This is a genomic window from Acidovorax sp. FHTAMBA, from assembly GCF_038958875.1.
GTDB lineage: Bacteria > Pseudomonadota > Gammaproteobacteria > Burkholderiales > Burkholderiaceae_C > Acidovorax.
This window is the reverse complement of the sequence record NZ_CP152407.1, coordinates 3284361-3304821: the sequence shown is the minus strand read 5'-3', so window position 1 is coordinate 3304821 and position 20461 is coordinate 3284361. Positions and strand designations below refer to the sequence as shown.

The 20461-nt window shown below is 63.6% G+C and carries 16 protein-coding genes; 12 read left to right on the top strand and 4 right to left on the bottom strand.

What is annotated here, in order from left to right:
- Positions 1-6 precede the first annotated feature (6 nt).
- The 7 genes from folP to AAFF19_RS15470 all read left to right on the top strand — a co-directional run bounded on the left by folP (position 7) and on the right by AAFF19_RS15470 (position 7320).
- The gene (gene folP / locus AAFF19_RS15500) at positions 7-837 is read left to right on the top strand and encodes a dihydropteroate synthase (RefSeq protein ID WP_034695531.1); all 831 of its coding nucleotides are present in this window, start codon (positions 7-9) and stop codon (positions 835-837) included.
- 104 nt (positions 838-941) lie between these two features.
- On the top strand, positions 942-2276 hold the full coding sequence (gene glmM / locus AAFF19_RS15495) for a phosphoglucosamine mutase (RefSeq protein WP_342720519.1): 1335 nt from the start codon (positions 942-944) through the stop codon (positions 2274-2276).
- A 23-nt stretch (positions 2277-2299) separates the two neighbouring features.
- Complete coding sequence (locus AAFF19_RS15490; RefSeq protein WP_342720518.1) at positions 2300-2833, top strand: GNAT family N-acetyltransferase; 534 nt, start codon at positions 2300-2302, stop codon at positions 2831-2833.
- Between the two features lie 202 nt (positions 2834-3035).
- Complete coding sequence (locus AAFF19_RS15485) at positions 3036-4067, top strand: amino acid ABC transporter substrate-binding protein (RefSeq protein ID WP_342720517.1); 1032 nt, start codon at positions 3036-3038, stop codon at positions 4065-4067.
- 199 nt (positions 4068-4266) lie between these two features.
- Positions 4267-5445 carry an ABC transporter permease subunit gene (locus AAFF19_RS15480; protein ID WP_342720516.1) on the top strand — a complete coding sequence of 393 codons (1179 nt, stop codon included), beginning with the start codon at positions 4267-4269 and terminating at the stop codon, positions 5443-5445.
- 4 nt (positions 5446-5449) lie between these two features.
- Positions 5450-6553, top strand: a complete 1104-nt coding sequence (locus AAFF19_RS15475) for an amino acid ABC transporter permease (RefSeq protein WP_008906739.1) — start codon at positions 5450-5452, stop codon at positions 6551-6553.
- A gap of 23 nt (positions 6554-6576) precedes the next feature.
- Positions 6577-7320, top strand: coding sequence for an amino acid ABC transporter ATP-binding protein (locus AAFF19_RS15470; RefSeq protein WP_008906740.1), 744 nt, complete (start codon positions 6577-6579; stop codon positions 7318-7320).
- Between the two features lie 96 nt (positions 7321-7416).
- Here the strand turns inward: AAFF19_RS15470 and AAFF19_RS15465 are convergent, their stop codons facing one another.
- A complete protein-coding gene (locus AAFF19_RS15465) occupies positions 7417-9642 on the bottom strand; it encodes an EAL domain-containing protein (protein ID WP_342720515.1) in 2226 nt (741 codons plus the stop codon).
- Between the two features lie 108 nt (positions 9643-9750).
- Complete coding sequence (locus AAFF19_RS15460; RefSeq protein ID WP_342720514.1) at positions 9751-12702, bottom strand: EAL domain-containing protein; 2952 nt, start codon at positions 12700-12702, stop codon at positions 9751-9753.
- A gap of 203 nt (positions 12703-12905) precedes the next feature.
- On the opposite strand from AAFF19_RS15460, the gene AAFF19_RS15455 reads away from it, so the two are divergent.
- The 5 genes from AAFF19_RS15455 to AAFF19_RS15435 are packed head-to-tail and all read left to right on the top strand — an operon-like array spanning position 12906 to position 18353.
- Positions 12906-13742, top strand: a complete 837-nt coding sequence (locus AAFF19_RS15455; RefSeq protein WP_182118442.1) for a GNAT family N-acyltransferase — start codon at positions 12906-12908, stop codon at positions 13740-13742.
- Positions 13742-14611 carry a UDP-2,3-diacylglucosamine diphosphatase gene (locus tag AAFF19_RS15450; RefSeq protein ID WP_008906744.1) on the top strand — a complete coding sequence of 290 codons (870 nt, stop codon included), beginning with the start codon at positions 13742-13744 and terminating at the stop codon, positions 14609-14611. The genes AAFF19_RS15455 and AAFF19_RS15450 overlap by 1 nt, the downstream gene beginning before the upstream one ends.
- Positions 14608-15696, top strand: a complete 1089-nt coding sequence (locus AAFF19_RS15445) for a glycosyltransferase family 1 protein (protein WP_342720513.1) — start codon at positions 14608-14610, stop codon at positions 15694-15696. Before AAFF19_RS15450 ends, AAFF19_RS15445 begins: the two co-directional genes overlap by 4 nt.
- A gap of 39 nt (positions 15697-15735) precedes the next feature.
- The gene (gene ppk1, locus AAFF19_RS15440) at positions 15736-17892 is read left to right on the top strand and encodes a polyphosphate kinase 1 (RefSeq protein WP_342720512.1); all 2157 of its coding nucleotides are present in this window, start codon (positions 15736-15738) and stop codon (positions 17890-17892) included.
- The gene (locus tag AAFF19_RS15435) at positions 17892-18353 is read left to right on the top strand and encodes a histidine phosphatase family protein (RefSeq protein WP_008906747.1); all 462 of its coding nucleotides are present in this window, start codon (positions 17892-17894) and stop codon (positions 18351-18353) included. Before ppk1 ends, AAFF19_RS15435 begins: the two co-directional genes overlap by 1 nt.
- A 39-nt stretch (positions 18354-18392) precedes the next feature.
- Here AAFF19_RS15435 and AAFF19_RS15430 read toward each other — a convergent pair whose 3' ends face one another.
- Both AAFF19_RS15430 and AAFF19_RS15425 read right to left on the bottom strand, forming a co-directional pair.
- Complete coding sequence (locus tag AAFF19_RS15430) at positions 18393-18896, bottom strand: hypothetical protein (protein WP_342720511.1); 504 nt, start codon at positions 18894-18896, stop codon at positions 18393-18395.
- A 57-nt stretch (positions 18897-18953) separates the two neighbouring features.
- Positions 18954-20432 carry a Ppx/GppA phosphatase family protein gene (locus AAFF19_RS15425; RefSeq protein WP_342720510.1) on the bottom strand — a complete coding sequence of 493 codons (1479 nt, stop codon included), beginning with the start codon at positions 20430-20432 and terminating at the stop codon, positions 18954-18956.
- Between the last annotated feature and the right edge of the window lie 29 nt (positions 20433-20461).

Genomic DNA, 20461 nt, shown 5'->3' with positions numbered 1-20461 from the left:
GAACCCATGACCTGGCTTACTTCACGGTTTTCTGTTGACCTCACGCAGCCCTGCGTGATGGGTATTGTCAACGTCACCCCTGACTCATTCTCCGATGGGGGGCGCAATGCCTCGACTGCCAGTGCGCTGCGCCACTGCGAACAGCTCATCAAGGATGGCGCGCACATTTTGGATATCGGTGGAGAGTCCACGCGGCCCGGCAGCCCCCCGGTCTCTCTGGCAGAAGAGCTGGCACGTGTGGTGCCCGTGGTGCGCGACGCGGCCACGCTGGGTGTGCCGATATCCGTGGACACCTACAAGCCCGAGGTGATGCAGGCCGTGCTGGACTTGGGGGCCGACATCATCAATGACATCTGGGCCCTGCGTCAGGCAGGGGCAGCAGCGGTGGTGGCCGCGCATCCGCGCTGCGGCGTGTGCCTGATGCATATGCATCGCGATCCGCAGACCATGCAGGTGGCGCCCATGGCGGGCGATGTAGTGCCCGATGTGCTATCGTTTTTGAAGCAATCGGCGCTTGACCTGCAAGCGCTAGGGGTCGAAAAGAACCGGATAGTGCTGGACCCGGGCATAGGTTTCGGAAAAACGGTGGAGCAGAATTTCGCGCTGCTCGCAAGGCAGTCGGTCTTGCAGGCGGCGGGCTATCCGGTTCTGGCGGGGTGGTCACGCAAATCCTCGCTGGGTTCGGTCACCGGGCTCGACGTACAGGATCGCCTGGCACCCAGCGTTGTGGCGGCCGTGTTGGCGGTGGACCGGGGCGCATCGGTAGTGCGGGTGCATGACGTGCGCGAAACGGTGGCGGCACTGGCCGTGTGGGCGGCCATGCAAAGGGCGGTCTGAGGCCGGTAAAGCAGGAAGGCTGGTACGGCCACACTGGATGTCCATGCCGGCGAGGGTCCGGCGATTCACAAAACAACGAAAATCTCACGAGGAGACGCTACAGCATGACGCGCCAGTATTTTGGAACCGACGGCATTCGCGGCACGGTGGGGGAGCCGCCCATCACCCCCGATTTTGTTTTGCGCCTGGCCCATGCGGTGGGGCGTGTGTTGCGTCGCACGGAAGAGCGGCCCACCGTGCTCATTGGCAAGGACACGCGCATATCCGGCTACATGCTCGAGAGCGCCCTGGAGTCGGGGTTCAACTCGGCGGGCGTGGATGTGGTGTTGCTCGGTCCCTTGCCCACGCCCGGCGTGGCGTACCTCACACGCGCCCAGCGCGCGAGCCTGGGGGTGGTGATCAGCGCCAGCCATAACCCCTATCCCGACAACGGCATCAAATTCTTCAGTGCGCAAGGCACCAAGCTTTCTGACGAGTGGGAGCTTGCAGTGGAAACGGCTCTCGCTGAGGCCCCTGTGTGGGCCGACTCGGCCAGCCTGGGCAAGGCGCGGCGGCTGGATGATGCGGCGGGGCGTTACATCGAGTTCTGCAAAAGCACCTTCCCCCACGACCTGACCTTGAAAGGGCTCCGGGTTGTGGTGGATGCGGCGCATGGTGCAGCCTACCAGGTGGCCCCCAAGGTGTTCCACGAGCTGGGCGCAGACGTGATACCGATAGGTTGTGCACCGGATGGCCTCAACATCAATCACGAAGTTGGCGCCACACACCCCGACGCCCTGGTGCGTGCGGTGCGTGCCAACCATGCGGATTACGGCATCGCGCTGGACGGCGATGCCGACCGCCTGCAGGTGGTGGATGCCACGGGGCGCCTGTACAACGGTGACGAGCTCTTGTACCTGATGGCGTCCGACCGCATGGGCCGCGACGAGCATGTGCCGGGCGTGGTGGGCACGTTGATGACCAACATGGCCGTCGAGGTGGCACTGCAGCAACGGGGCGTGAAGTTTGTGCGGGCCAAGGTGGGCGACCGCTACGTGCTGGAAGAACTGTCGCGCCACCAATGGGTGCTGGGCGGCGAGGGTTCGGGCCACCTGCTGGCGCTGGACCGCCACACCACCGGCGACGGCCTTGTCAGTGCGCTGCAGGTGCTGCAGGCCTGTGTGCGCAGCGGTAGCACCCTCGCGCAGCTGCTGGCCGACATCACGCTGTACCCGCAGGTGCTGCTCAACGTCCGCCTGCCCCCCGGACTGGACTGGAAGTCGAACCGGTTGCTGGCAGACACCACCCGGGCCGTGGAACAGGAGCTTGGCGACACCGGTCGCGTACTGATCCGCGCGAGCGGCACCGAGCCGTTGCTGCGGGTGATGGTGGAGGCGCGCGAGGCGCAGGTGGCCAGCGCGTGTGCACAGCGACTGGCAGATGCAGCCCGCGCGGGCTGATGGGCTGGAGAAACGGGCGTTTCATGAACCCTTCCGCTTCTGAAGCCTCTGGCTCCATCACCATCTGCCGCGCGGACTACGGCAACGCACACGACGCCGCGGCACTGGTTTCACTGCTCGACAGCTATGCGCGGGAGCCCGCGGGCGGCGGCGTCCCCTTGCGCGACGATGTCAAACAAGGCTTGGTTGAAGCACTGGGCCAGCGCCCCCAGGCCTTCAGCGTGCTCGCCTGGGCCACGCGGCCAGAGGCCGCCGGAGGCCGGGTACCCGTGGGCCTTGTGAATTGCTTTGAAGGGTTTTCGACCTTTGCCTGCCAGCCGCTGGTGAACGTGCACGACGTCGTGGTGCTACCGGCGTGGCGGGGGCAGCGCATTGCCCAGCGGATGCTGCACCTGGTCGAGGCCATTGCCCGTGAACGCGGCGCCTGCACACTCACGATGGAAGTGCTCTCTGGCAACGAGAGCGCCTTGCGCGCCTACGCCCGCGAAGGCTTTGCCGCCTACACCCTCGACCCCGAAATGGGGCAGGCACAGTTCTTGCAAAAAATGCTGGATTGAACTGGCTGCTTGCACCATCCAAATCCTTGCCCGTCGCGCGGAAATCCGTCGCGGTGAGGCGCACCAAGGGTTTGCCTCGACCGCGTAAACCCCGATGCCCGTCGGGGGGACGTATCGTTAAGGTCCGGGTTCGGCACCAAGAACGCGCACTGCAGCGGTTCAAGGTCATCCACATTCCATCTTGTTTTGGAGAGAACCCGTTATGAACAAATCCCCATTGCGCATTGCCGCCGCCTGCCTTGCCACCGCAGCCGCGTTTGCGACTGCCCCGGCGCACGCCGGCAAGACCCTGGACGGTATCAAGTCCCGTGGCCAGGTGGTTTGCGGTGTCAACACCGGACTGGCCGGGTTCTCTGCGGCAGACTCCAACGGCAAATGGTCCGGTCTGGACGTGGACATCTGCCGCGCCGTGGCTGCGGCCGTGCTGGGCGATGGTGAGAAGGTCAAGTACGTGCCCTTGAACGCACAGCAGCGCTTTACGGCCCTGCAGTCGGGCGAGGTGGATGTGCTCTCGCGCAACACCACGTTCTCGCTCACACGTGATGCATCTCTGGGCCTGCACCAGACAGCAGTGACCTACTACGACGGCCAGGGCTTCATGGTGCCCGCCAAGAGCAACATCAAGAGCGCCAAACAGCTCAAGGGTCAGACGGTGTGCGTGCAATCCGGCACCACCACCGAGAAGAACCTGACCGACTATTCCAAGGCGAACAACCTCGCGATCAAGCCGGTGGTGTTCGAGAAGGTGGAAGCTGCCACGGGTGCCTACTTCGCTGGCCGCTGCATCGCCTACACCACCGACGCCTCGGGCCTGGCCTCGGTGCGCAACAAGGAAGCCAAGGACCCCACCGAGCATGTGATCCTGCCCGAGCTCATCTCCAAGGAGCCGCTCGGCCCCATGGTGCGCCGGGGTGACGACGAGTGGTTTGCCATCGTCAAGTGGGTGGTGTATGGGCTGATCGAGGCGGAGGAATATGGCATCACCCAGGCCAATCTTGATCAGATGAAGACCAGCACCGATCCCGTGGTGCAGCGCATTCTGGGTACCACGGAAGACACCGGCAAGCTGCTGGGGCTGGAGCGCGACTGGATGGCCCGCGCCATCAAGACGACGGGCAACTATGGCGAGATCTTTGAGCGCAACGTGGGGCCCAAGTCGGCCCTGGCCCTGCCGCGTGGTCTGAACAACCAGTGGAACAAGGAAGGCCTGATGTACGCCTTCCCGATTCGCTGATCCTGGCAACCCTGTGGTGTGCTAGCGCACGCCACAGCCGTTGTGCCGGATGCCGCCGGCTGGCCCTGCGCTGGCAAGCGGTACCCCATTTCCTGATGGATACCGAGGCGCCACGCACTACCGTGCGTGCGACCTCGCCCTGTCGTGACCTCTGCCATCCCGGAGGTTGCGCGTTCCCATCGTCTTTGATTGAGCAGGCATGCCACCCTCTCGCCTTCCTCCCAAAAAACGCTCGTGGTCCTGGCGCAGCCAGGCTTTCCGGGGCCTCATCTACCAGCTGCTGGCTGCTGGCCTGATTGGGCTCGTGGTGTGGTTTCTGGCCAAGAACACCATGCACAACATGCAGGTGCGCGGCATCCAGAGCGGGTTTGATTTTTTGACCCAGCCCGCCGGTTTTGACATTGGCGAAGGCCTGTACCCGTTCGACTCCGGCGAGCCCTACTGGCGCGCATTCCTGATGGGCGTGGTCAATACGCTGCGGGTTGCGGTGATTGGCATCGTGCTGACCACTGTGCTCGGTACCTTGCTGGGCGTGGGGCGCTTTTCACGCAACGCATTGGTGCGTGGTCTTTGTTCGGCCTATGTGGAGCTGTTTCGCAACGTGCCGATCCTGCTGCAGTTGCTGACCTGGTACCTGGTGCTGACCGAAACCCTGCCCGCCAGTTACGAGCCCTGGAAAGTGGGTCCGTTCTTCCTGAGCAAGGGCGGGCTCAACTTTCCGATCCCCGTATGGGCCACGGGCCACGGAGTCGCCGCTGTCGGGCTGCTGCTGGGGTGCGTGGCGGCGTGGGCTTACCGGCGTTGGGCCATGCGGCAGTTTGAAGCCACGGGCCGGATTCGCAGCACGTTCTGGGTGCCCGTGGCCGTGGTGGTGGCCGGGGGGCTGCTGGGCTGGGTGGCCGGCGGTGCGCCCGCGCAAATGAACTCGCCCATCAAGGGGGAGTTCGCCATCGAGAATGGCGGCGCGCTGACGCCCGAGTTTCTGGCCGTGTTGCTGGGCCTCACGTTCTACACATCGGCTTTTGTGGCCGAAGTGGTGCGCGCCGGTATCCAGTCGGTCTCCAGCGGGCAGGGCGAGGCGGCAGCGGCGCTGGGGCTCAACCGCAGCCAGCAGATGCGCCTGGTGATGCTGCCGCAGGCCTTGCGCGTCATCATTCCGCCGCTGACCAGCCAGTACCTGAATCTCACCAAAAACTCCTCGTTGGCGGTGGCCATTGGCTACCCCGATGTCGTGTCGATCTCCAACACCGCGCTGAATCAGACCGGACGTGCGGTGGAATGCATTTCCATCGTCATGCTGGTGTACCTCAGCACGTCCCTCATCACCTCGCTGCTGATGAACTGGTACAACGCGCGCGCCGCGATCAAGGAGCGCTGACACCATGGTGGCCAAAACCTTTGAACCCATTGCCCCGCGCCCCGCGCCGGTGCAAAACCGCGGCCTCGCAGGATGGCTGCGCAGCAACCTGTTTGCCGACTGGAAAACCTCGCTCTCCACCGTCATCCTGGGTGGGTTGCTGCTCTGGTATGTGCCGCAGTTCCTCAATTGGGGTGTGTTCCAGGCCATCTGGCGGCCAGATTCTGACGCCTGCCGGGTGGACGGGGTCGGCGCCTGCTGGGGCGTTATCGCCGAGAAATACCGCCTCATCATCTTCGGGCGCTATCCGTTTGACGAACAGTGGCGCCCCCTGGTGGCCACGGTGCTGATGGTGTCGATGCTGGTGGCCAGTTGCACCCGTGCGTTCTGGCGCCCGTGGCTGGTGTTGCTGTGGGCGGTGGTGCTGGCCAGTTTTTTTGGCCTGATGTACGGCAACGTGCTGGGCCTGACCAAGGTGGAAACCGACCGCTGGGGCGGGTTGCCGCTCACCATATTGCTGGCCTCGCTGTCCATCGTGATGGCGTTCCCACTGGCCTTGGTGGTGGCGCTGGGCCGGCGGTCGTCGCTGCCGGCCATCCGCACGTTCTGCACCATCTATGTGGAGCTGGTGCGCGGGGTTCCGCTGATCTCGGTGCTGTTCATGGCATCGTTCATGTTCCCGCTGTTCATGCCCCAAGGCATGACGATTGATGTGCTCATCCGCGTGCTGGCGGGCATCACGCTCTTTGCTGCGGCCTATATGGCCGAGGTGATCCGGGGTGGCTTGCAGGCCATTCCCAAGGGGCAGGTGGAGGCGGCTGCCACGCTGGGCCTGTCGTACTGGCAGACGCAGCGCAAGATCGTGCTGCCGCAGGCGCTGGCCATTGTGGTGCCCGGCATCATGAACAGCTTCATCGCGATCTTCAAGGACACCTCGCTGGTCACCATCGTGAGCCTGTACGAGCTGACCGGCTCGCTGGGGCTGGCCCTCAACTCCGATGCCGACTGGCGGCCCTACAAGATCGAGGGCTACCTGTTCATCGCGCTCATCTACTTTGCGTTCTGTTTCTCCATGTCGCGCTACAGCCTGTGGGTGGAGAAGCAGGCCAACAAAGGACGCCAGCGCTAATGCCACCCGAAATCCATTCCGCCATGTCTGAACCCATCATTACCTTTGACAAAGTCAACAAGTGGTACGGCAATAACTTTCATGTACTGCGCGATATCGACCTGCAGGTTGCCAAGGGCGAGCGCATTGTGGTGTGCGGCCCCTCGGGCTCGGGCAAATCCACGCTGATCCGCTGCATCAACCGGCTGGAAGAGCACCAGGAAGGGCGCCTGATTGTGGATGGCGTAGAGCTGTCCGACGACATCAAGGCCATTGACACCATCCGCAAGCAGGTGGGCATGGTGTTCCAGCAGTTCAACCTGTTTCCGCACCTGACGGTGCTGGAGAACCTGACACTCTCGCCCATGTGGGTGGGCAAGCTCCCCAAGAAGGAGGCCGAGGCGCGTGCCATGCAGCAGCTCGAACGCGTGCGCATTGCCGAGCAGGCGGGCAAGTACCCGCTGCAGCTCTCGGGCGGGCAGCAGCAGCGCGTGGCAATTGCCCGGGCCTTGTGCCTCACGCCCAAGATCATGCTGTTTGACGAGCCGACGTCGGCCCTGGACCCGGAGATGATCAAGGAAGTGCTGGACGTGATGATCGAGCTGGCAAACCAGGGCATCACCATGATCTGCGTCACGCACGAAATGGGCTTTGCCAAGGCGGTGGCCGACCGCGTGATCTTCATGGACCAGGGACAGATCGTGGAGCAGAACACCCCGACCGAGTTCTTCAACAACCCACAGAACGAGCGCAGCCGCGATTTCCTGTCCAAGATCCTCGGTCACTGAGGGTTGGCAGTGCGGATTTCAATGTCTTGGTGCTATTAAATTAGTAGCTGTTAGCGCTTGCTGGATAAGCGCTGGAGACCGTTTTTGATTGAATTTCTAGTGCACGATGCGTCGCATGAAAGCCTCCAGCTCCGGCGCAGGTAGCGGCGTGCTGAAGTGATAGCCTTGCGCTTCGTCGCAGCCCTGTTCCCGCAGGAAGGTCAGCTGGCCCTCCGTCTCCACGCCTTCGGCCGTGGTGCGCATGCCAAGGGCCTGTGCCATGCGGATGATGGCGCTGACGATGGCACGGTCGTTGATGTCGTTGCCCAGGTCGCGCACAAACGATTGATCGATCTTGAGCTTGAAGATCTGGAACCGCTTGAGCTGGCTGAGCGATGAATAACCGGTACCAAAGTCGTCCATCGACATGCGCACGCCGCGCGCGTGCAGCTGGTCCATGGTGGCCACAGCAGCATGCGGGTCGTCCACGGCCACGCCTTCGGTCAGCTCCAGCTCCAGCGAATCCGGCGGCAGGTCAAACTCGGCCAGCATGCGGCTGACCAGCTCGGGCAGCTGGGGCTGGCGGAACTGGATCGCCGACAGGTTGACCGCCATCGCGAGCCCCGGGAACCCGCCGCATCGCCAGGTCTTGAGCTGGGCCAGCGCCGTGCGCAGCACCCATTCGCCGATCTGCAGTATCTGGCCGCTGTCTTCCGCGATGGGGATGAATTCGGCGGGAGACACAGGGCCCAGTTGCGGGTGGTGCCAGCGCAACAGCGCCTCCACGCTGTGCACCGAGCCCGTTGCAAGGCACATCTGTGGCTGGTAGTGCAGGTGAAACTGGTCGCGCTCCAGCGCGCGGCGCAAGGCGTTCTCCAACTGCAGTGCGCGCACCGACTGGGCCTGCATCTCGGGCGTGAAGAAGCGGAACGTGTTGCGGCCGTCCAGCTTGGCGTGGTACATCGCCACGTCGGCCGACTGGGTCAGGGTGTCGAAGTCGGCACCGTCCTGCGGGAACAGCGCAATGCCCATGGACGGCGCCATGGTGAGTTCGTGGTGGTCGATCTGGTAGTGCTGGCGCGAAGCCTCCTGCAGCTTGCCAGCTACGCGCGCAGCGCCGTGGGCGTTGGCACCGGGCAGCAGCAGGATGAACTCGTCACCACCCAGGCGTGAGACGGTGTCCTTGTCGCGCACCACCGCCCGCAGCCGCTTGGCGATCTCGACCAGCAGCGCGTCGCCCACGCGGTGGCCCAGTGAGTCGTTGACATGTTTGAAGTGGTCCAGGTCCAGGAAGATCACCGCCAGGGGGGTTCCGCCCGCTTGCGCCACGCGGATGGCCTGCTGCGCGCGCTCGGACAGCAGTGTGCGGTTGGGCAGGCCGGTCAGCGCGTCGTAGTGCGCCAGCCAGTAGATGCGCTCCTGGTCAGCCTTGCGGTCGCGGATCTCCTGGTGCAGGTTGTCCACAGTTTCACGCAGCTCGCGGGTGCGGTCTTGCACCTGCCGCTCAAGGTTCTCATGGGCACGGGCCAGCGCGGCCTGGGCCTGCTTGCGCTCGGTGATGTCCATCGTGATCCAGATGGAGCCTTGCGCCGGGTCGACGGGGTCTATGGGTTTGCTGCGCACCTCGCAGATGACGGGCGAGCCGTCCTTGCGGCACAGCTCCACCTCGCCTTCGTACGAGTGCCCGGCCGCCAGAGCGGGGTAGCACCGCTGGCCAACCTCTTCCCATGCTGCATCGCTGGCATACCAGCGGCGCGATGGGGAGCCCATCAGCTCGCCCGGTTCGTAGCCCAGCATCTGCTCGAAATGGTCGTTGCAGCGGGTCAGATGCCGGTCGCGCAGGAAAACGATGCCCACCATGGCGCTGTCAAACAGCAACTGCTTTTCACGCACTGCCGCGCTCAGTGCGGCCTGGGCACGTTTTTGCTCGTCGATATCGTCAACGATCCAGATCGAACCCTCGGTGGTGTCGTGGGGGTTGATGAGCCGCCCGGTGAGGCTGCCCCAGAACGCGCTGCCATCGCGGCGCCGCAGCTGGCGCTCTACGCGAAAGGACTGCCCCTGGGCCAACACCGGGTAGGCGGAGCGCGCCAGTTCACGAAAAGCCTCGCGGTTCGGATAGAACGCCTCGGTGCTGAGGCCGATCATCCGCTCGGCAGCGGCATAGCCAAAAATTTCTGCATACCGCTGGTTGCAGCGCACCACGCTGCGCTGGCGCAAGAAAACAATGCCCACGCCCGCGCTGTCGAGCAGGATTTGCTGTTCACGCAGGGTGCGTTGCAGGGGTGTATCGGGGGCAACAGCCGGGCGCTGCAATTGCGGAGTGCTGTACGGCGGAGACATGGAGACCGTTGCGGCAATGGGGCCAGGCGGCCTGATGTTTGTTGCAAATTGTAGCAGCAGGCAGATTCAGCCCGGTGCTTCGCACCGGGCCACGCCAGGCGATGGCACTCAGCGTGCCAGGTGGGTTCGCAGGTACGCCTCGAATTCGGCGGGGGGCAGGGGGCGGCTGAACAGGTAGCCTTGCCCCTCGTCGCAACCCTGTTCGCGCAGGAAGGCCAGTTGCCCGTCGGTTTCAACCCCTTCGGCCGTGGTCTGCATGCCCAGCGCCTGGGCCATGCGGATGATGGCGCTCACGATGGCGCGGTCGTTGGCGTCGTCGTCCAGGTCCCGCACAAACGATTGATCGATCTTGAGCTTGTAGATCTGAAACCGCTTGAGGTAGCTGAGTGACGAATACCCGGTGCCGAAGTCATCCATCGACAGGCGCACGCCCCGGTCGTGCAGATCGTCCATCATCGCCAAAGCGGCTGCGGGGTCATCCACGGCAGCCCCTTCGGTCAGTTCCAGCTCCAGCCTGCGGGCAGGAAGCCCTGCCTGTGCAAGGCAGCGGGTCACCATTTCGGGCAGCTGCGGGTGCCTGAACTGCACTGCCGACAGGTTGACAGAGACTGCGCGCAGGGGCAGCTGCTGGTCCAGCCAGCGCTTGGCGTCGTTCACGGCCGTGTGGATGACCCACTCGCCGATGGCCACAATCATCCCGCTGCTCTCGGCCACAGGAATGAACTCCGCTGGTGACACCACCCCCAGCTCGGGGTGGCGCCAGCGCAGCAGTGCCTCCGCACCCACCACCTGGCGCGTGGTCAGCGACACCTGCGGCTGGTAGTGCACTTCGAACTGGTTGCGCTCCAGGGCGCGGCGCAGCGCGTTCTCGATCAGCAGCGCGCGCGCCGTGCGGGCCTCCAGGTCGGCCGTGAAAAAACCGTGGCGGTTGCGCCCGTTCTGTTTGGCGCGATACATGGCGGCATCTGCCCGCTGGTACAGCGTGTCGAACGAGTCGCCGTCTGCCGGATACATGGCAATGCCCACCGACAGCGTGGTCGTGAGTTCATAGGGCTCCACCTGAAACGGCTGGGCCACGGCGGCCAGCAGCCGCGTGGCCATGTCGGCAGCCACTGCCGGGGTGGTGGCGGGAAGGAGCAGCAGAAACTCGTCGCCGCCCAGCCGCGAGACCGTGTCCTGCGGCCGCAACAGAGCCTGGAGCCGCTGCGCCACGGCCACGAGCAGGATGTCGCCGGTGCGGTGGCCGAGCGAGTCGTTGACGTTCTTGAAATGGTCCAGATCCAGAAACAGCATGGCCAGGGTCCCACCGCGGGCCTGCTCTTCGGCAATGTGGCGGTGCGCACGCTCGGCCAGAAGCGCACGGTTGGGCAGATTGGTGAGTGGGTCAAAATGCGCCAGGCGCTGGATGCGGTCCTGCGCCTCACGCTGCACGGTGATGTCGCGGAACAGCGTGATGGAGTGGGTCACGGTACCGTTGCCATCGCGGACGCCGCTGACCGACAGCCACTGGGCATAGGTGGATCCATCCTTGCGGCGGCCCCATGCTTCGCCCTCCCAGTCCACGCCTTGCGGGAGCCGGGTGTACACGGTATCGAGGTTCACATCGTGCCCCGCGTCTGCCACCGTCAGCAGGCGCACGGATTGCCCCATGGCCTCGCTGTCGGTGTAGCCCGTGATGCGTGTGAAGGCACGGTTGATGCGCACGATGCAGTGGCCTGCATCGGCAATCACGATGGCCTCACTGCTCTGGTCAAATACCTGGGCGGTGAGCAGCAGCTGCTCCTGCGCGCGCTTGCGCTCCGTGATGTCGCGCGACAGCACGATGAACCTTGGTTTGGCTCCGGGCGAGGTCGCCTTGCGCGCTGCAGACAGTTCAAACCATGTGGCACCCTGGCTGGGCAGGTCCAGCATGATCTGCCGTCCCGTGGACCAGCCCAGTGTCCGGGCCTCGTTGAGCACGTCCATGACGGACATCGCAGCGAGCGCGGGCATCACGTCCGCGACGTTGCGCCCCACCAGTGTTTCAGCGGGCGCCAGGAGCAATTCGGGGCGCTGGCTGTGCAAGCTGCAGTAGTTGCCGTCCTGGTCGAGTTCGAACAGGGGGTCCGGAATGGCATCAATGGTGGCACGCAGCTGCTGCTGGGTGGCCTGGATTTCCGACGTCCTCTGCGCCACCTGGAACGCCAGTCCCCGTTCATGCGCCTTCAGCTCGAACAACAGCCTGGCCAGGTACGTCATCATCAACGCGAACATGAGCGCCACTGCGCTGCGCAGAGCCAACACCGCCGGGTCACCCCAGCCTTTGGCGGGAGCCAGGCTCAGGGTCCATTGGCCGTTGGGCAAGGTAAGCGACCGGCCCACCGCGTCCAGGCCCGGTGACGGGGCAGAAGCGGAGATGGTCTGTTCCTCACCGGTGTCTGGCCGGATTCTCCACAGCCGGTAGTGGTATCCCCGCTGCATCAGCTGGGGCAGGCGGGCCGCATCCAGCGCTTCCGCCAGCCGGATCGTCACATAGGTAAAACCCCAGAAACTGGTTTGCCCCTGGCTGTCTTCTAGATACACGGGCTGCCGACCCACCACCCCCAGGCCGCCTTGTACCAGCTCCACCGGGCCGGCCAGGGTCAATCGCCCCGACTCCCGGGCGCGGGCTGATTCAGGGCCCTGGCGCGGGTCATTGAGTTGGTCGAAACCAATCAGGCTTTCATTGCCCTGGCGGGGGATCACCTGCCGCACCACCCCGTCGGGAGACAGCCCCATGGCAGCAATGCCAGGATAGAACGGCAGCATCTGGGTGCCGATTTCTTCAAACTGGGAGACCTGGCCGTTGCCTTGCCGAACCAGGGCCACCAGGGCGTTGTTGGCCGACAGAGACAGCTCGATGGCCCGCTGGAGCGCCTGCACATGGTCGCCTGCCAGATCTGCCACCTGCGTGCGCTGCTGGGCACGCTCCTGGCGCTCCAGGGCCCACACCACAAGGCCTGCACACAGCGCCGCCAGCACAAAAACCACCAGTGGTCCCGCCAGGGAGCTTCGAGGGTGGGCTGTGGAGTGTGTTTGCACGGTGTACTTCCTGTGCCGATTATGCAGACCACCCGCTTTGCTGCATTGGGGCTTGTACAGGGGGGCGGGATGTCACTGGATTGACACCAGACCGACATGGTGCGGTCACGCGCCAATTTCACACTGCCGAACAGGTCAAGCGGTCTGCGGCTCTCCGAGGGGCCAACCGATGAACCTGTCCTCACACAAGGAGACGTTGCACCATGAATGAACTGCCCACGTTGACGCTACCCCTGACGGCTGAAGTTGCTGCCCCAAGGGCAGTCCATGGTGCAGGCGGGCTGGCTGGAGCTGCGCATCCGGTCCCGGAACGTGGCGCCATTGCGGTGGGCTGGGCTCGCCATGAGGATGAGGTACGCCAGGCCCAAAAGCTGCGGTACGACGTTTTCGCGGGGGAAATGGGTGCTCGATTGACGACCCCCATCCCAGGTCACGACGTGGATCTGTTTGACGACTACTGCGAACACCTGCTTGTACGCGACGCCGTGAGCCAGCAAGTCATTGGGACTTACCGGGTGCTCACCCCAGCACAGGCTCGGCGCGTTGGCGGCACCTATAGCGATACGGAGTTTGACCTCACGCGCCTGCGTTCCCTGCGTCCGCGCATGGTGGAGCTGGGCCGCAGCTGCGTGCATCCGGACCATCGCCATGGCGGCGTGATCATGGCGCTGTGGAGTGCGCTGGCCGATTTCATGGTTCGCAACCAGCTGGACACCATGATCGGCTGCGCAAGCATCCCGATGTTGCACAACGGTGTTGTCAGTGGCAACGCTGCTGCCAGCATCTGGCATCAGGTGCGCAAAACGCACCTGGCACCCATCGAACACCATGTGCTGCCCCGTCTGCCACTGCCGATAGACCAGCTTGACGGCTCCATCCTGGTGGAACCTCCTGCCCTGATCAAAGGCTACCTGCGCCTGGGCGCGCGGGTGCTGGGCGCTCCGGCCTGGGACCCCGATTTCAACACGGCCGACCTGCCCATGCTGATGCGGCTGGCTGATCTGCATCCGCGCTATCGTCGCCACTTTCTGGGTGCCTGATGCGAACCGCGTTCGACGCTCTGGGCCCCTGGATGGATCATTCCAGGGGCACCACAGACGGGGGCGAGGACGCAGCTGCCTTTGAACTCGGTCGGCAGCGATACCGGGCCGTATTCATCTCGGACCTGCACCTTGGCACTCCAGGGTGCCAGGCCAATGCTTTGCTGGACTTTCTCAGGCACCACCCGAGCGAGTACCTCTACCTGGTCGGGGACATCGTCGATGGCTGGCAGCTGCGCCGCAGGTGGTTTTGGCCACAAGCCCACAACGATGTGGTTCAAAAACTGCTGCGACGTGCGCGCAAGGGATGCCGGGTGGTTTTTGTACCCGGCAACCACGATGAGTTTGCGAGGGCCTTTGTGGGCCATTCCTTTGGGGGGATAGAGGTGCGGCAGGATGCAGTCCACACCACCGCCGATGGTCGCAACCTTTGGGTGACCCATGGAGATCATTTTGACGGTGTCATCCAGTGTGCAAAGTGGCTGGCGTACGTGGGGGACAACCTCTATGAGTTCACGCTCAAGCTCAACCGGCATCTCAATACCCTGCGTGCCCGCATCGGGTTGCCCTACTGGTCGCTGTCAGCGTACCTGAAGGGCAAGGTGAAGACGGCCCTCAACTATGTGACCGACTTTGAGGTAGCTGTGGCCGCCGAGGCGCGACGCAGAGGGCATGACGGCGTTGTATGCGGCCACATACACCGCGCAGAGATGCGAGACATCGCAGGGACGCTGTATTGCAACGACGGCGACTGGGTGGAAAGCCACACGGCGTTGGTCGAACATCTGGACGGCAGGCTAGAACTGCTGCAATGGCGAGGATCTGCCCGTGCCGAGGCCGCGCGTGCACTCACGGTCGAATCGCCATGAGAATCGCGCTGGTCACCGATGCATGGCACCCGCAGGTCAATGGTGTCGTCACCACCCTCGTGGAGCTGGTGCAGGAGCTGGAGAATGCGGGCCATGACGTGCAGGTGCTGCACCCTGGCCTGTTTGACACTCGGCCGTGTCCTGGCTATCCCGATATCGACCTGGCGGTGCGACCTTCAGCACGTGTCGCAAAAATGCTCACAGCGATGGAGCCGGACGCCATTCACCTGGCCACCGAAGGACCGCTCGGCTGGGCTGCGCGCCGCCACTGCCTGCGCAGGGGGCTGGCGTTTACTACCGCTTTCCATACAAGATTCCCTGAAATTCTGAACGCCGCCCTGCGCATGCCGCTTGGATGGGGATACGCGCTTTTCAGGCATTTCCATCGCCCGTCTTCCGGGGTCATGGTGCCCACCCGGGGTGTTCTGGAGATGCTGGAGCGGCGCGGATTTCGCAATCTTCGCCTGTGGAGCCATGGTGTCGACACACGCGCCTTTGCTTTCCACGGAGCTCCGACGCCGAATGCAATGACCGGTGCGCTGGCGCATCCCGTTTGCCTGTATGTCGGGCGGGTTTCCTACGAAAAAAACATCGAGGCTTTTCTGGAACTCGAGATGCCGGGGTCGAAGGTGGTGTGCGGCGTGGGGCCGCTGGAAGCGCGCCTAAAAGCGCGGTTCCCACAGGTACGCTGGCTGGGGATTCTGGACAGGGCCGAACTGGCGCAGGTGTATGCAGCGGCGGATGTATTTGTGTTTCCGAGCCGCTCCGAGACCTTCGGTCTGGTGATGCTTGAGGCCATGGCGTGCGGTACCCCTGTGGCGGCGTTTCCGGTTGACGGGCCTTTGCAGGTGCTGGGTGCAGACAGCGGCGCACCACCAAAGGGCGGGGCACTGGCCAGCGACCTGCTCACGGCGACGCAAGCTGCGCTGGCGATACCGCGGTCGCAAGCCAGGGCGCGCGCTCTGGATTTCACATGGGCACAGGCCGCACGGTTGTTCGAACAGTATCTGGTACCCGCACGACCACCCGTTGATGTCCCTGTGACAGTCACAAAGACTGTCACAACTTTGTCATCTGAGCGTTAAATACTGGGAGCCGTCCTGCACCAGCCCTGTTTGAGATCCATGTCGTCCTTGCATATTGATGGTTCTGCCAGCTCCGTTCCGTTGGAAGAGGGTGACGCGAGCGCCGTAGAGGCCCGGAGTTCAGGCGGGGCGCTGCAGTTTCTTGACAGGGATCACAGCATTCTGGCCTTCAATGAACGGGTGTTTGACTGGGCCGTTCGCGAGGATGTCCCCTTGCTCGAGCGGTTACGCTTCTTGTGCATCGTGTCGTCGAACCTCGACGAGTTTTTTGAAGTCCGCGCAGCACCTCACATTACTGCGGCACAAAAAGGTGAAACCAAAGGGGTGTATTCCACCGCTTCCTTCGAGGCGGTAGCTGCCAAGGTGCACAGCCTGGTTGCGCGGCAATACACGCTTTACAACGAATCGCTGGTGCCGGCGTTCGCTGCGCACGGAATCCGGATCGTGGGGTACGGGGAGCGCTCCGCTGCCCAGACCCGCTGGGTCCATGATTACTTTGTCAACGAGGTTCGGCCGCTGCTGATTCCGGTGGGGCTGGACCCGGCGCACCCGTTTCCCCAGGTAGCCAACAAGTCGCTCAACTTCATTGTGCGGTTGAAGGGCCACGATGCTTTTGGCCGCGAGAACGAGATTGCCATTGTCAAAGTGCCTCGCGCATTGCCGAGGCTCGTCCGCATGCCGGCGCGTGTGGCGCCGGGCGAGGCATTGTTCGTAAGCCTTTCAAGCATAGTCCGGGCGCATCTGGAAGACCTCTTCCCGGGGCGCGAGGTGACCGAGTTTTCGCAATTCCGCGTAACCCGCCATTCCGATCTTGCGCTGGACGAAGAAGATGTTCGCAATCTGCGCACCGCACTGCGGCAAGGCCTGCAGCACCGGCACTACGGGCAGGCAGTGCGGTTGGAGGTGTCCTCGGGGTGTTCACAGTTTCTTTCGGATTTTCTGCTGGCCCAGTTCGGACTGCCGGCCGCTGCGCTGTACCGCGTGCAGGGGCCGGTGAACCTGGTGCGCCTGACGCAGCTGGTGGATCTGGTGGATGCGCCCGAGCTGCTGTTTCCTCCGTGGAGTTCAGCATGGCCGCGGCAATTGCAGTCGGGCGTTTCCATCATGGAGCAGCTGCGCAGGCGCGACGTGGTCATTCACCAGCCATTTGAGAGCTTCGACGGCTTGCTCGCTTTCCTGCGGGAAGCCGTCAATGATCCGGATGTGCTCGTGATCAAGCAGACCATCTACCGGACCGGTGCCGATTCAGAACTCATGGATCTGCTGTCCGAAGCCGTGCGCCGTGGCAAGGAGGTGATGGCGGTTGTTGAACTCAAGGCACGCTTTGATGAAGAAGCCAACATCAACTGGGCTGAAGCGCTGGAGTCGATCGGAGCCCAGGTGGTCTATGGCGTTGTGGGTCTCAAGACCCATGCCAAGATGCTGCTGGTGACGCGCCGCGAGGGGCGAAAGCTGCGGCGTTATGGGCACCTGTCGACCGGCAACTACAACGTGCGCACCGCAAGGCTCTATACCGACCTGAGCTACCTCACGGCGGATGCGGAAACCACTGCCGATATGGACGGCGTGTTCAATCACCTGGCAAGCCAGAACCGTCCACCCAAGCTGCGCAAACTGATGCTGGCCCCTTTCCACCTGCATCGGCGCATGCTGGAGAAGATTGAACAGGTCGGTCTGGCAGCGAGCCGGGGCGAGGACGCGAGGATTGTTGCCAAGATGAACGCCCTGACCGATGAGGGTCTCATGCGTGCCCTGGTGATGGCCGGCAAGCGCGGTGCGCGTATTGACCTCATTGTGCGCGGTGCCTGCATGCTGCCAGCCAACGTTCCGGGCATGACCGACAACATCAGCGTGCGCTCGGTGATAGGCCGGTTTCTGGAACACACGCGGGTTTTCTATTTCCGCAGCGGCTCGGAGGAAGACCTTTATCTGTCCAGTGCCGACTGGATGAACCGCAACATGATGCGGCGTGTCGAACTGGCCTGGCCGGTGACCGACCCGCTGCTGCGGCAGCAGATTGTGGATGAGTGTCTGGTCGCGTATCTGCATGACGACCGGGATGCATGGACGCTCGGCGCGGACGGCTCCTACACACGCGCCCCCCGGCCGAAGGATGGGTTGGGTGCCCAGAATGCCCTCATGGTGCGATATGGGCCCCTGCCGTCTGCGGTCCATGGCAGCGAGGTTGTGGCGTGATGGATCTCATCCTGTGGCGGCACGCAGAGGCAGAGGATGTCGAGGACGGAAGCGAGGATCTTGCGCGTGCGTTGACACCAAGGGGTGAAAAGCAAGCCGCACGCATGGCTGCCTGGCTGGACAGACAGCTGCCGGAAGGGTTGCGTGTGCTTGCAAGCCCCTCCCGGCGCACCGAGCAGACCGCACGCGCCTTGGGGCGCAAATTCAAGATGCGCGCCGAGCTGTTGCCCGGGGGCTCGCCGCAGGACCTTCTCGAACTTGCGCAGTGGCCGCGCGCCAAAGGGGCCGTGCTCGTTGTGGGACACCAGCCAATGCTGGGTCAAACGATTGCTCAGCTGATGGGGTTGCAGGCGTCTGACTGCGCCGTGCGCAAGGGGGCTGTCTGGTGGCTGAGGCAAAGGCAACGCCTGGATCAAAGCCAGACCGTGCTTGTGACGGTCCAGTCGCCAGAGCTGCTGTGACGCCTGTTGCTGGCAAAAGCCGGTTCAGCCAGGGCAGGATTACTTGCGGGACGCTTTTGTCCTGCTCTTCGCCGGAGCCGCCGGAGCAGCGCTGACTGCTACCGCCTTGGGGCGCCCCGTCTTGATGGAGGGCACTGCCTGGACCGCACTGCGCAGCGCGGCATCGGACATTGCGGCAAGTACCTTGAGACCTGCGCGCAACAGTTCGCTTTTCTTCACCGGATGTGCGAGCGCCGCCGAGCGCTGCTTCAGCGTTTCAACAACTGCGTATTCGTCTTTGGGGATGGTGAAACTGTCGCGCACCAGCTTCGGTTTCTTGAACTTGCTATCTCGGGTTTCTTCTGGCTCACGCGGTTTGGCCGTGGGGGCCGGGGGCTTGGCCGCGGCGGGCTTTGGGCTGGTTTTCGCAACTGTCCGCGGTTTGGAGTCTGCTTTGCTGGGCCGCTTGCCGGAATCTGCGGGTGCTGCTTTGGCAGCCTTCGCTGCTGCAGCGACATCGGAAAGCGGCGAGTTGCCTGCAGACGGGGTGGTGGTGGGTGTCATGGCGTGAAGGGTGATGAATAAACGGTGTAAACAGTTTATATAGTTTATTGTTTTACTTCAAGGAAGATCAACCATCAGCTCCCAGGGAGTCTTTTGCCAGGCTTGCACTTCTTCGTGGAGGAGGTGGGCCGACTGTGGGAATGCTGCGGACCATCCGGGGCGGGCAGCAAGTAGGAACCGGTTGCGATCGGTGCGCAGAGACAGTCCCGCCGTGTCCGGATCCCGGCGGGCGTGGCACAGGGCCACGGCGATCCGCATGCAAACCAGTTGCAGCGCGAAAATGGAGTCCTGCAGGTCAGCGTCAATTTTTCGCACCTTGCCACGTTGTCCCTGCACCAGCACCCCCAGGCGATGAAGTTCGGGAACGGCAAAGCCCGCTGCATCCGTGTTGTCGAGGATGTAGGCGCCATGGCGGTGGTAGTCGCTGTGGGAGATCCGGCAGCCGATTTCATGAAGCCTTGCCGCCCATTCCAGCTTTCGCGCAGCGCGCTCGCTGCCTGCCGGCGCTGCCTGGGAGAAAAGGGCGCAAGCTGTGTGTGCGACCCGCTCGGCGTGTTCCATATCGACCGCAAACCGGTGCATGAGGCCGTTGACGGTAGCCGTTCGCAGGTCGGTTCCAGGTTGTTCACGATCGAGCAGGTCGTAGAGGGCGCCCTGGCGAAGGGCACCTTGAGCCACATGCATTTGCTGGATATCGAGCAGATCAAACACGGCGCGCAACACGCTGATGCCGCCGCCGATCACTGGCCGCCTTTCTTCCTTGAGCCCTTCCAGACGCACACGATCCGCAGTTTGGGCGCGCAGCAGGCGATCCTGCAGCCAGTGCAGCCCTTCACGGGTGATGACGCCGGGCGCTCCGCCTGCCGCTTGCAAAATGTCACCAACAGCTCCTGCAGTGCCGGAGGAGCCATAGGCGATTTCCCAGGCGTCCCGGCGGAAGGTCCCCAGTGCTTCATCCAGTACCGCCTTTGCAGCGATTTCTGCCGTGGCAAACGCCTGCGGAGTGAACTCACCCCTGGCAAAGTAGCGCTGTGACCATGCGACGCTGCCCACCCGGTACGACGCCACTGCGTGGGGCGTGAATTGGTGACCCAGGATGAGCTCGGTAGAACGTCCGCCGATGTCTACCACCAGCCTGCGCTCGTCGGACTGGGGAAGCAGTCGTGCGACTCCCTGGTAAATCAGCCGAGCCTCTTCGGGGCCGGAAACCACGTCAATGGGGTAGCCCAGAACTTCGCTGCCACGTGACAGGAACTCCTCCCGGTTGCGCGCTTCACGCAGAGTCTGGGTGGCCACTGCGCGCACCTGTGCGCGGGGAAAGCCTGCCAGACGTTCGCCAAACCGGGCCAGGCACGCCCAGCCGCGCTCCATGGCTTCCTGGGTCAGATTGCGCTCTTCATCCAGTCCACTGCCTTGGCGAACGGTCTCCTTGAGGTACTCAACCCGCTGGATGTGTCCGAATTCATAGCGCCCGATTTCCAGGCGAAAACTGTTGGAGCCGAGGTCGACTGCGGCGAGACGGGTGCCGTTGTGCATGTGTCAGGGGGTGATAGCTTGTGGGGCAT